The organism is Acidiplasma cupricumulans, assembly GCF_001402935.1.
GTDB classification, from domain to species: domain Archaea; phylum Thermoplasmatota; class Thermoplasmata; order Thermoplasmatales; family Thermoplasmataceae; genus Acidiplasma; species Acidiplasma aeolicum.
The window spans coordinates 1-10,846 of sequence record NZ_LKBH01000021.1 but is presented as its reverse complement, the minus strand read 5'-3'; the positions used below and the strand labels follow the sequence as shown (position 1 = coordinate 10,846).

Here is a 10,846-nt window from a genome sequence, read left to right as displayed (position 1 = left end):
TAAAATTAACATTTAAATAAGCTACATCTTTTATGGGTTATGAAATATTTTAAATGTTAATTTTTCATTGAATATTTGTCAATTTTGTAATTTCAGAAATTCATCAACATTGTAGAATTCCCAATCTTATTTCTGGTATATTAATTTGTAGAATTATATCTTATCTGACTGAAATTAACTCTATGTAAATACCCTCTAACTTCATGAATAATGGAATAAACTACAATCAATATATGCTGGGAAGATGTTAATAGGTTACATTGTAATTTATATATTATAATATTTGATAGCTGGAAATCAAATGATAAAAGCAAAAATATACGAAAACAGACATTATATTCAATTAAAGTTAAAAAACTTGTGTATGCTTCATCCAGAGCCTTGGCTTAATATCAAAATGCATTATTTTTTAACACAGATTTGGCGACATCCTCACAAAGTTAAAGTATATGGATTCCCGATACCATTGAAAAGCTTGCCCCATCATGTATGAAACATCGCTACACTGGCATAAATTCGGTACAGTCCGTGCCTACCTTTTTTATGTAATTTAATATACCATAAAACTTTACGCCTTCATCTACTCCATCAGGAAAGGAGACTTCACGCTTTAAAGTTAAATTTAAAAAAATTAATTAATATGTCTTCTGGTCCATAAAGGAGAATCTATCAGGGCCCCAGCAGCAATTGTTAAAACACCTATAATAATGCCAACTGTACTGGCATATCCCAAATATGCAATATCTATTAAATAGGAATATGAACCAAATGTGTATGTTGTAAAAACTTTTCCACCTGTAATTTCTATAAATATGTAATTGCCTGAAGGTATTTTAGAATATTCTTTTATTATTCCAAAACTGGTGGTGCTTCCAATTTTAAATTCATTCAGTGTTGTTATATTTGTTACCTTGCCAGCATCAGATGCAGGTATAAGCCCCGAGTTTGACGTTGGATTTTTTACTGTGAGAATATCAGAAGATTTAAAGCTTATCTCCTTAGATTCATAAATTCCATTTCCCAATGATTTCAGGGTATATGTTGTGTTATTTTTATCATGAATATCCACGCCATACATGGCGAGACTAATGATCAGTATAATAAGGCCTATTATTAATATGCTTTTTTTCATTATAAGTTTATATCTAATATTTATTAAGGTATTATCATAGATTATTTTCTATATATTACTCTAAAAAATAAACTTTTATATGTATATTGCTTAAACTATCATGAAAATTTTATCATGGAATGTGAATGGCCTAAGGGCTGCTGTGAAAAATGGTATAATAGATTTTTTAAAAAAGGAAAATCCCGATATAATACTTTTTCAGGAAACAAAGGTGGATAATATGTCTGTTCCTGAGGAGATATATCATCTTGATTATAAGGTATATATTAACCCTGCACAGAAAAAGGGATACAGCGGTACCATGGCTTTGACCAAAACTGAACCATTAGACTATGTGGCAGGAATCGGAAATAAGGATTTTGACTCAGAGGGTCGGGTTCAAACATTTAATTTCGATGATTATTATCTAATAAATTCATACTTTCCAAACTCCCAGCACGGTCTTACCAGACTTGATTATAAGATTGAATTCGATCATGAAATTCTAAAATACTGTGATGATTTAAAATCAAAAAAGGGGGTTATAATCACTGGTGATTTTAATGTAGCGCATGAGGAGATAGATATAGCCCGACCTAAAGACAACCAAAATAATGCTGGATTTACGCAGCAGGAAAGGGATTTTATGACGGAATTTCTTAATCATGGATATATAGATACATACAGATATTTTCATAAGGAGCCAAATCATTACTCATGGTGGTCGTATAGATTTAATGCAAGAGAAAAAAATATAGGATGGAGAATAGACTATTTTGTTGTCTCAAAAGATTTTATAAAAAATGTTAATGACTCACTAATACTGGAAAATGTTATGGGGTCAGACCATGCACCAATAGAGTTAATTTTAAAGTAATAATCTGCAATTGCACCGTAAAATTAACCTAAAATTAATAAAATTTTTATCTGTCTATCTTTGATTTCCTTTTTATTTTTCTCCACGCAAATCCCTTAAATCTCTCCTCATCTTCTATTTTACCACGTTCATGATAACCATATGACTCCCAGTATCCATCCTCATAATCCCTCATTATTTTTATCTCTGTAAGCCATTTGGCACTCTTCCATCCATATAATGAGGGTATAAACGGTCTTGCTGGAAATCCATGCTCGATGGCCAGAGGCTTATCATTCATTTTTAAAGCTATTATGCTTTTTTCATCTATTGCATCGTCATAAGGCACAGGGGTATCATAGCCATCGGCACATATAAACATGACCCATTCAGCATCCTCCTCAGGTTCTGATTTTAATATAAGGTCTCTTAGGGACGGTCCTGTCCATTTAACATCTTTTACAGACCATTTTGTAACACAATTAAAATCAGATATGTATTCTATGTTTGTCATGGAATTAAGTTCATTATATGTATATTCCATGGGTTTTTTAACAATACCATCTATCCTGAGCTTCCATAAATTTTCATTTATAACTGGCCCTCCAAGCGCGTCATATAGTATGAAATTATTTACATAATGCTGGCCGGGATTTTTTATCTCAATTTTCTCCATGATATACCTATTTATTATGGATATAAAAGTGTTTATTAAAAGTATTTTTATAATACATGTATAAATAGAACCTTTATAATTTAATTTACTCTATCATTATTTCGCCAAAAATTTTAAATTAAAAACGGATACCGGTTAAAATGGATGAAATAGACAAAAGGATACTGACAAGCCTTCTGGGAGATGGCAGATCTACATTGAGGCAAATTTCAAAAAATCTCGGAATTTCCCCGCAATCCTTACAGTACAGGTTAAATAAGTTTCAGGCCAATAACATTATAAAAAAATTTGCCCTTTATGTTGATAAGAGGATATATAATATAAAAAGTGGATTTGCGGCATTCTCTGGTTTAAATACAATAGAAACAGGCATATTTGCCAAAATACTGTGTCTGGAAGAAATATCACTTTACGGCTTTCAGGGAAAAACACTGGATGAATTAAGAGCCAGTATAGATGCTGCATCAGAAAAAATTGGCCCTAAGGCAATGGAATACATTCCAGAGCAGAACATAAACATCACAGTTTCAGGCAATGAACTGGCAATTATAGAATCTCTCAAAAGCAATCCAAGGATTCTCATATAACGATCTTGCCTCACAGCTCTGCCTGCCAAAAGGATTAAAAAGTATATTGAAAATTTAATTAAGAAATCAATAATTTCTGTTATACCTGTTATTGACATCTCTAAAACTGATATAACTGTTTTCGCAATTTTTTCAGAAAATTTTGATCTTATTGAACCTTTATTAAAAAATAATATCTTCTTTACATTTAAGGGCAGATCAGCAGGTCTTGCCATATGTTTTGCCGATAACCTTTTGTATGCAAAGAAAATAATAAATATGGCAAGATCTCATGAAAAAAATGCCTCTGTGATGGTAATATATGATTATGACTTTTTTTAATTAAAATGGAACAATCTATAATTATTTATTTATAGATATAATTAAGTTTTATGGTCAGTATAGATGATGCAGTTATAGCAAGATTTGAATCTCACGGTTATAAATTTGAAATTCTTGTCGATCCAGATGCTGCTGGAAAAATTAGGTCAGGGAAAATAGACATAGAAAATGACCTTGCAATACCAGAGGTTTTTAAGGATGCAAAAAAGGGTGATAGGTCAAATGAAGAAATTTTAAAGGAAGTTTTTAAGACCACAGATATAGGTCAGATAGCAATAGAAATAGTAAGGCGAGGCCAGATACAGCTTACAACAGAGCAGAGAAAGGAAATGCTTGAAAGGAAGAAAAAACAGGTTATCAATGAAATTGTTCGTGAGGCCATAAATCCACAAACAAATACACCAATACCTGCAATAAGAATTGAGGAGGCAATGGAAGAGGCAAAGGTTAGAATAGATCCATTTAAAAGCGTCGAGGAGCAGGTCCAGACAGTTTTAAAGGCCATAAGGGTTTTAATACCAATAAGAATAGAAAAGGTTAGACTTGGTATAAAACTGGCCGGTGATGCATATGGAAAACTCTATGGGGATATATCAAAATTTGGTAACATATTAAAGGAGGAATGGTCAAATGCCGGGGAATACATGTGCATCATTGAAATCTCAGCAGGTCTTCAGGGGGATTTAATGGATCTTATCAATAAGAAGGCACATGGTGAGGCGGAGGTAAAACTTTTAAAATGATTTATAAATTTATTGGAAATAAAAAATGTTTTATATAGCAATTTATAATTTAATATAAAAATAAATATTGAGCTGAATGTAAGGGTGAAATGTTTGGAAACTAAAGAAATCGTATATCCTGGTGATAAAATTGAGCTAAATGATTTAAAGCCCAGAAATGGACTTTATGAATCTAATTCTGAATATTTTTCAGAATATTTTGGAGTGATACAGCGCGGGGATAAATTTGTCGACATAGCACCATTTAATAGCCCGTATCTTCCAAGGGTTAATGATAAGATAATAGGTAAAATAATGGATATTGGGCCAACCATGTGGACTGTTGATATAAATTCTCCGTATTATTCGCTACTGCATATAAACGATACCCCATGGCACGTAAATGCCGGAGACCTTGAAAGATACCTGAATGTTGGTGATTTTATTTATGCCAAGATATCGCAGTCAAATGAAATCAGGGAAAGCTGGGTAAGCATGAAGGAACCTGGCATGAAAAAACTTGAAACGGGCCAGATTATTGCGGTTAAACCCCCAAAGGTACCGCGTGTAATTGGTAAGGGAGGAAACATGATCAATCTTATAAAAAATGAAACAAACACAAAAATAATAGTTGGCCAGAATGGTTTTATATGGATAGATGGAGATATAGAAAACGTTAATATGGCAATAAATGCCATAAAAATAGTTGAAAAGGAAGCACATACAATTGGCTTAACAGACAGAATGGCAGAATATTTTAAAAAGTTAAAGGGTGAAAATTAAAATGGAAGGCAATATTAAGCTTATTAACGATGATGGTCTGAGACTTGATGGTAGGGCTTTTAATGAAATGCGCCCGATTAAAATTCAAACCGGTGTTATAGAAAAGGCTGATGGGTCAGCATTTATTGAGTGGGGTGCAAATAAGATTATAGTGGCAGTATATGTTAGGGAGGCCTATCCAAAGCATACCCAGAATATGGACAGGGCAATAGTCAAGGCACGGTACAATATGGCCGGATTTAGTGTTGAGGAGAGAAAAAGGCCTGGCCCGGATAGAAGAACAATGGAAATATCCAAGGTTGTTTCAGAGGCACTTTCATCAGCAATAATACTTGAAAAACTCCCAAGAGTTGAAATTGATGTTTTTATCGAGGTTCTTGAGGCTGATGCAGGCACAAGAATAGCAAGTTTGACAGCATCATCTGTTGCTGTTGCCGATGCTGGAGTTCCAATGAGGGATCTCGTTGTTGGCTGCACTGCCGGGAAGGCTGATGGCAGGGTTGTTCTTGACCTTTCAAAGGACGAGGATAACTACGGTCAGGCTGATATACCAATGGCAATTCTCCCAAGAACAGGCAAGGTTGTTTTACTTCAGATAGACGGTGATGTGTCTGAGGAGGAATTTGATCAGGCGACATCAATGATGATGAATGCCATGAAGGATATATCAAAGATTCAGCGTGATGCCCTGATGAGCAAGTATTCAATAGAGGATGGTGAGTAAAAATGCCCATGGATTCAAATGCGGTAATTTCTGAAATTAAAAAAGGTTTCATACTGGATAGCATAAAAAAGGGTAAAAGAATAGATGGCAGATCCTTAACAGACTTTAGGGAAATAAAAATTACAGAGAATTTTATTCCAAAGGCCTGTGGTTCAGCCATGGTGGAACTTGGTAAAACAAAGGTTGTTGCGGGAATAAAAATAGAGGAAGGCACCCCATTTCCGGACTCTCCTGAAAGTGGTGTAATGGCCCTCAACATAGAGCTACTCCCAATGGCATTTCCAACATTTGAGTCTGGCCCTCCAAGTGAGCAGGCAATAGAATATTCAAGGGTTGTTGATCGTGGTATAAGGGAGAGCAACGTTATTGACACATCCAAGCTCGTAATAGAACCCGGTGAAAAGGTATGGATGGTATATATTGATATAGATGTTCTCAATTACGATGGAAATATTATTGATGCATGCACGCTTGCTGCGGTATCCGCTTTAAAAAACGCCATTGTGCCAGCATCAAAATATGGCGGTGAGGACTTTAAACTTCCTGTAAATGCACTGCCCGTATCTGTAACCATGGCAAAAATTGGAGATGAACTTGTATGCGACCCAGATCTTGAGGAGGAACAGGTTTCTAATGGCAGAATAACTGTAACAATGGCAGAGGACAATCATATACACGCCATGCAAAAGGGTGATGTTGGAGAATTCTCACTTGATGAAATTAGGAAAGCTATAAAAACATCAAGTGATATAGGTAGTAAGATTAGGGAGAAATATTTAAGGTGATTATAAATGACAAAACACACAGTAAAGGTTGGGGCCTCAGGCAGATTTGGGCCAAGGTACGGTGTTACAATAAGAAAGGAATGGAATAAGGTTTATAAACAAAAAACAAGCTATTACACATGCCCATCCTGCAAGCAAAACAAGGTTAAGAGGGTTGCAAATGGTATATGGGAATGCAGGCACTGTGGTTATAAATTTGCTGGTGGGTCATACACACCAGAATACAGCAGTGAAGTAATAAAGGAGATAAATAGCCATGTATAAATGTGTTAGATGCGGAAGACCGCTTGAAAAATCTTTCGGGACCGCCGATATAGAATGTGAATGCGGTTCAAGGGTGTTTATAAAGGATAGGCCAAACACTGAAAAGATTGTTAAGGCCAGATAAATTTTTAATATATTTTTTTAAGTATTTTTATGAATCTTGAAGAATTATTTAGTTTTAATCTTTGCACAAGATGCACTGGCAGGATATTCGCAGGCATTGGAACAGGGTTAACCAATAAAGAGAGGGGCGAAAGTCTTTTATTTGCCTATAATGCACTTATCGGAAGCATGCAGGAAAAAACATCCTGCTACATATGCAATGGCATATTTGATCAGTTTGATAAATATCTAAAAATAGTTTTGGATAGGCTTTCTGGATATGAATACAATTCTTTTTTAGTGGGGTCAAAATTTGATCCGGAAATTTTGGAAAGAGAAAATCAAATTCAAGAAAAATTTGGTAAAAAGGGCGAAAGTATTAAGAAGGAATTTAACAGGGAATTCGGTAAATATATGGAAAATATTACAGGAAAAACCTATTCAAAGGACCCGGATATCATAATAAACATTAACACCATTTATGATTATGTGGAAATAAATGTTAAATCATTGTATATTTATGGTGTTTATACAAAGATGAGACGCGATCTTCCACAGACCAGATGGATTCATGGTTCCGGTGATTCTATAGAATCTATAATAGGCGAGGAGTTAAAGAAAATAACAGAATCAGAAAACTATTATCTTCATGGTTCCGGACGTGAGGATGTTGATGTTATGATGCTTGGTAATGGCCGTGAATTTGTAATAGAGGCATCAAATCCCAAAAAAAGGTCGGTTAATCTTGAGGAATTTAAATTTGCGGTTAATTCAAAAAATGCCGGCATCAAAATAGATAAATTATCCTTTTGTGATAAAAAGAGGGTAAAAGAAATCAAGGAAGCCAAACATGATAAGGTTTACAGGGCAGTAATAGAATCAGATGGCATAATGGACAGGGAAAAATTAATAAGGGCATGTGAACTGCTCACAGGAAATAAAATAGAACAGCAAACACCAAGAAGGGTGCTTGGTAACAGATCCGATATTATTAGGAAAAAAGAAATAAAATATATAAAGATAGAAGATATAATGGATAAAACTGCCACCATCCAAATATGTGCTGAGGCTGGCACATATATAAAAGAACTGGTAAATGGAGATTGTGGCAGGACAAATCCAAGCCTGACCTCACTTTACGGTGAAAAACTCAGGGTTAAGAGCCTGGATGTCATATATATAAATAGGGGTGATTAAAACGACAAGAATGTCAAGGGGATCCAGATCAGGATCAAGGAATATACTCACAAAAAGAATAAAGGAAAGGGGCATGCCCAAGGTTAATGACCTGCTCAAAACATTCGATGTTGGGGACAGGGTTGCAATAGTTATAAATCCGGCAGTTCATAATGGAATGCCTCACCATACATTTGAGGGCAGAACAGGAATAGTTTCAGGTATGCAGGGATCATGCTATGTTGTGTCTCTTAATATAGGCAATACCACAAGGAAAATTATATCTGCTCCAGTGCACCTCAAGAGGCTGTATCAATGAAAATAAAATATATAACAAACATTGATGTATACAACAAATTATCCGCAAAGGAAGAAAAGACTGAGGATGAGGCAGATACATTATCATATGTTGAAAAGTTTCTTAAATATAAAAAAAACGTTGACATAGAAAAGCTAAAAGAATCATTAATGTCAACATTCAAGCTTTCAGAAGAGGTTGCTGTAAAGCTGATTGATCTTAAACCAAATAACAAGGACGAATTAATAGCAGTATTAAATTCATATAATATAAAAGTGGATGATGCGCAGCTTGATGCAATTCTTGATACATTGCAGGTCTTATAAATGGAAGAATATGCTTATGTTCTGGATTATTTACCACAGGGACGCCCTGAAGATAAGAGTTTTAGAAAGACACCATTAATAATAGCCATTGGTGAGAGCGAATTCAAGCTTCTGGAGATAATACCAAAACCTGATGCAGTCATATCTGTTGGTGATCGAATATATATAGGGAAATCTGCTGAGAAGCGTGATAAAATTATATCAATAAAAAGGAGGATAACATACAAGGAATTAACAAGCGCCGCTGTATCCGAACTCCCATATACTATAGAAACAATAATAGATTCAAATCCAGAGAAATTCATAAACTTTTTTAATAATTCGGAGGCTGTAAATGCCAGAATGCATACACTTGAGCTTCTTCCAGGTCTAGGCAATAAAAGCATGTGGGCAATCCTTGAGGAAAGAAAAAAAGCACCGTTTAAATCATTTGATGATATATCAGAAAGGGTTAAAAGCGTCCACAATCCAAAAAAAATGATAGTTAACAGAATAATAGAGGAACTCCAGAACAGATATGAAAAATATAAATTATTTGTTGCAAAATGAATGATAATTTTAGTAAAAAATATGGCCAGGTATTTTTAAAAGACCATAACATTGCATTAAAGGAGGTATCATTTTTATCTCCAGAGGATAATGAATGCATACTTGAGATAGGCCCTGGCCATGGAATCCTAACAGAACAACTGTTAAAATATAATATAAATTTGACCGTGGTTGAACCAGATCATAGATTTGTGGATCAGTTAAATCAAAGTTATAACAATTTTATTAAAAGTGGTAAATTAAAGATAATAAAGGCAGACTTTCTAAAACTGGCTCCAGGGAAATATGATAAAATTATAGGAAACATACCCTATCAAATCTCATCCAAAATAATTTTTAAAATACTGGACTATGATTTTAAAATGGCAATATTAATGGTTCAAAAAGAATTCGCACAAAGGCTTGTTGCCAGTCCTGGAACTCCAGATTATTCGAGGCTTACAGTAAATTCAGGTATAAGGTCACAAATTAAAATACTTTACAATGTAAGCCGCAACTCATTTTATCCTGTGCCAAATGTTGATTCATCAATAATATTAATAGAAAAAAGGGAGTATAATATAGATATTAAAAAATTTGATCTTTTTTTAATAAAACTATTTTCCATGAGAAGAAAAAAAATTTCATCCATAATAGATTATCATGGAATATATTCTGATAAAAGACCATATGAGCTGACCATTGATCAGCTCATTGAGGTTTATTCCCAGAGTTAGTGGTGTTTCCCGTGTTTTTGCTTAAAATACTTTCAAGGGCTGTTGCAGTGAAAAACTGTGATGTATCACCTGCTGTTGGCACGTTCTGAGGTATCATGATCAGGGATCCCTTACCCTCAAGACCAATCTGGTAAACTATATCCATCCATCTTAACTGGAATGCAGTGGGATTGTTTTCATACTGTTTTGCAGCATCCACCATTTTTCCGGCAGCCTCCACCTCTGCCAGTGCCAGTGTAACCCTGGACCTTCTCTCCCTTTCTGCCGCAGCCTGTCTTGACATGGCATCCTGCAGGGCCTGTGGAACCAGAACATCCCTTATCTCCACGGATGATACCTTAACCCCCCAGTGCTCTGTTTTTTCATCTATAATCTGCCTTGCAGCCTCACCAACCTTTTCCCTTTCAGATAATATCTCATCAAATGAGGATTTTCCAAGAACCTCCCTAAGTGTGGTCTGGGCTGCCAGCTGGGTTGCCGTGGCATAATTTTCAACATTAAGCACAGCCTTATCTGCATCTATAACCTGAAAATACATTACCGCATCAACGTTAACCGGAACATTATCCTGTGTGTATGTTGACTCTGTTTTAAATGCAACCGCCTGTATCCTTGTTGATACGACAACTGTAATTTTGCTTATTATTGGTGTAACATAAATAAGTCCGGGTCCCTTCAGTCCTGTGTATCTTCCAAGGGTCAACACAGGGGCCCTCTGCCATTCCTTTAATATATGAATACCGGATAATAGTATGCCAAGAATTATCAAAACTATTATTATTAATGCTATTTCCCCTATACTTACCATAATTAAATAACGAAAAGTCCTATTTAAATTTTTTTTAAATAT

Annotated in this window: 16 protein-coding genes; 13 read left to right on the top strand and 3 right to left on the bottom strand. The window is 34.8% G+C overall.

The features are described 5' to 3' along the window. Positions 1–631: 631 nt before the first annotated feature. A complete protein-coding gene (locus AOG55_RS00745) occupies positions 632–1,132 on the bottom strand; it encodes a hypothetical protein (protein ID WP_048101943.1) in 501 nt (166 codons plus the stop codon). Positions 1,133–1,232: 100 nt separating this feature from the next. Here AOG55_RS00745 and AOG55_RS00740 point away from each other — a divergent pair, with 100 nt between their 5' ends. After that, positions 1,233–1,988, top strand: a complete 756-nt coding sequence (locus AOG55_RS00740; RefSeq protein WP_048101942.1) for an exodeoxyribonuclease III — start codon at positions 1,233–1,235, stop codon at positions 1,986–1,988. Positions 1,989–2,034: 46 nt separating this feature from the next. On the opposite strand, the gene AOG55_RS00735 is transcribed toward AOG55_RS00740, so the two are convergent. Continuing rightward, complete coding sequence (locus AOG55_RS00735) at positions 2,035–2,643, bottom strand: sulfite oxidase-like oxidoreductase (protein ID WP_048101941.1); 609 nt, start codon at positions 2,641–2,643, stop codon at positions 2,035–2,037. 140 nt (positions 2,644–2,783) lie between these two features. Here AOG55_RS00735 and AOG55_RS00730 point away from each other — a divergent pair, with 140 nt between their 5' ends. From AOG55_RS00730 to rsmA, 12 genes are all read left to right on the top strand, one after another. Continuing rightward, on the top strand, positions 2,784–3,230 hold the full coding sequence (locus tag AOG55_RS00730) for an Lrp/AsnC family transcriptional regulator (protein ID WP_048101940.1): 447 nt from the start codon (positions 2,784–2,786) through the stop codon (positions 3,228–3,230). A 371-nt stretch (positions 3,231–3,601) separates the two neighbouring features. Further along, complete coding sequence (locus AOG55_RS00725) at positions 3,602–4,294, top strand: ribosome assembly factor SBDS (RefSeq protein WP_048101939.1); 693 nt, start codon at positions 3,602–3,604, stop codon at positions 4,292–4,294. Positions 4,295–4,378: 84 nt separating this feature from the next. Then, a complete protein-coding gene (rrp4, locus tag AOG55_RS00720) occupies positions 4,379–5,056 on the top strand; it encodes an exosome complex RNA-binding protein Rrp4 (protein WP_231563434.1) in 678 nt (225 codons plus the stop codon). Further along, complete coding sequence (gene rrp41, locus AOG55_RS00715; protein WP_048101937.1) at positions 5,046–5,780, top strand: exosome complex exonuclease Rrp41; 735 nt, start codon at positions 5,046–5,048, stop codon at positions 5,778–5,780. The genes rrp4 and rrp41 overlap by 11 nt, the downstream gene beginning before the upstream one ends. Positions 5,781–5,782: 2 nt before the next feature. Continuing rightward, positions 5,783–6,565, top strand: coding sequence for an exosome complex protein Rrp42 (gene rrp42, locus AOG55_RS00710; RefSeq protein ID WP_048101936.1), 783 nt, complete (start codon positions 5,783–5,785; stop codon positions 6,563–6,565). A 6-nt stretch (positions 6,566–6,571) separates the two neighbouring features. Beyond that, positions 6,572–6,829 (top strand): 50S ribosomal protein L37ae, encoded by a 258-nt coding sequence (locus tag AOG55_RS00705; protein ID WP_048101935.1) that lies wholly within the window; start codon positions 6,572–6,574, stop codon positions 6,827–6,829. Next, a complete protein-coding gene (locus AOG55_RS00700) occupies positions 6,822–6,953 on the top strand; it encodes a DNA-directed RNA polymerase subunit P (RefSeq protein ID WP_048101934.1) in 132 nt (43 codons plus the stop codon). Before AOG55_RS00705 ends, AOG55_RS00700 begins: the two co-directional genes overlap by 8 nt. Before the next feature lie 29 nt (positions 6,954–6,982). Continuing rightward, positions 6,983–8,128 (top strand): tRNA pseudouridine(54/55) synthase Pus10, encoded by a 1,146-nt coding sequence (locus AOG55_RS00695; RefSeq protein ID WP_048101933.1) that lies wholly within the window; start codon positions 6,983–6,985, stop codon positions 8,126–8,128. Between the two features lie 10 nt (positions 8,129–8,138). Then, positions 8,139–8,426, top strand: coding sequence for a 50S ribosomal protein L21e (locus tag AOG55_RS00690; protein WP_048101932.1), 288 nt, complete (start codon positions 8,139–8,141; stop codon positions 8,424–8,426). After that, entirely contained in the window at positions 8,423–8,731 is a 309-nt protein-coding gene (locus AOG55_RS00685; RefSeq protein ID WP_048101931.1) for a hypothetical protein, read from the top strand. The genes AOG55_RS00690 and AOG55_RS00685 overlap by 4 nt, the downstream gene beginning before the upstream one ends. Beyond that, positions 8,732–9,280 (top strand): DUF655 domain-containing protein, encoded by a 549-nt coding sequence (locus AOG55_RS00680; RefSeq protein ID WP_048101930.1) that lies wholly within the window; start codon positions 8,732–8,734, stop codon positions 9,278–9,280. It begins immediately after the preceding gene. Beyond that, complete coding sequence (rsmA, locus tag AOG55_RS00675) at positions 9,277–9,996, top strand: 16S rRNA (adenine(1518)-N(6)/adenine(1519)-N(6))-dimethyltransferase RsmA (RefSeq protein ID WP_055040759.1); 720 nt, start codon at positions 9,277–9,279, stop codon at positions 9,994–9,996. Before AOG55_RS00680 ends, rsmA begins: the two co-directional genes overlap by 4 nt. Here the strand turns inward: rsmA and AOG55_RS00670 are convergent. After that, the gene (locus tag AOG55_RS00670) at positions 9,971–10,804 is read right to left on the bottom strand and encodes an SPFH domain-containing protein (RefSeq protein WP_048101928.1); all 834 of its coding nucleotides are present in this window, start codon (positions 10,802–10,804) and stop codon (positions 9,971–9,973) included. The genes rsmA and AOG55_RS00670 overlap by 26 nt on opposite strands. Positions 10,805–10,846: the final 42 nt, after the last annotated feature.

Bases quoted from the DNA above. Each gene is read 5' to 3' on its own strand.
- AOG55_RS00700 (WP_048101934.1), top strand. From the start codon at position 6,822: ATGTATAAATGTGTTAGATGCGGAAGACCGCTTGAAAAATCTTTCGGG.
- rrp42 (WP_048101936.1), top strand. From the start codon at position 5,783: ATGCCCATGGATTCAAATGCGGTAATTTCTGAAATTAAAAAAGGTTTC.
- AOG55_RS00725 (WP_048101939.1), top strand. From the start codon at position 3,602: ATGGTCAGTATAGATGATGCAGTTATAGCAAGATTTGAATCTCACGGT.
- AOG55_RS00745 (WP_048101943.1), bottom strand. From the start codon at position 1,132: ATGAAAAAAAGCATATTAATAATAGGCCTTATTATACTGATCATTAGT.
- AOG55_RS00690 (WP_048101932.1), top strand. From the start codon at position 8,139: ATGTCAAGGGGATCCAGATCAGGATCAAGGAATATACTCACAAAAAGA.
- AOG55_RS00705 (WP_048101935.1), top strand. From the start codon at position 6,572: ATGACAAAACACACAGTAAAGGTTGGGGCCTCAGGCAGATTTGGGCCA.
- AOG55_RS00670 (WP_048101928.1), bottom strand. From the start codon at position 10,804: ATGGTAAGTATAGGGGAAATAGCATTAATAATAATAGTTTTGATAATT.
- AOG55_RS00680 (WP_048101930.1), top strand. From the start codon at position 8,732: ATGGAAGAATATGCTTATGTTCTGGATTATTTACCACAGGGACGCCCT.
- AOG55_RS00685 (WP_048101931.1), top strand. From the start codon at position 8,423: ATGAAAATAAAATATATAACAAACATTGATGTATACAACAAATTATCC.
- rsmA (WP_055040759.1), top strand. From the start codon at position 9,277: ATGAATGATAATTTTAGTAAAAAATATGGCCAGGTATTTTTAAAAGAC.
- AOG55_RS00735 (WP_048101941.1), bottom strand. From the start codon at position 2,643: ATGGAGAAAATTGAGATAAAAAATCCCGGCCAGCATTATGTAAATAAT.
- AOG55_RS00740 (WP_048101942.1), top strand. From the start codon at position 1,233: ATGAAAATTTTATCATGGAATGTGAATGGCCTAAGGGCTGCTGTGAAA.
- AOG55_RS00695 (WP_048101933.1), top strand. From the start codon at position 6,983: ATGAATCTTGAAGAATTATTTAGTTTTAATCTTTGCACAAGATGCACT.
- AOG55_RS00730 (WP_048101940.1), top strand. From the start codon at position 2,784: ATGGATGAAATAGACAAAAGGATACTGACAAGCCTTCTGGGAGATGGC.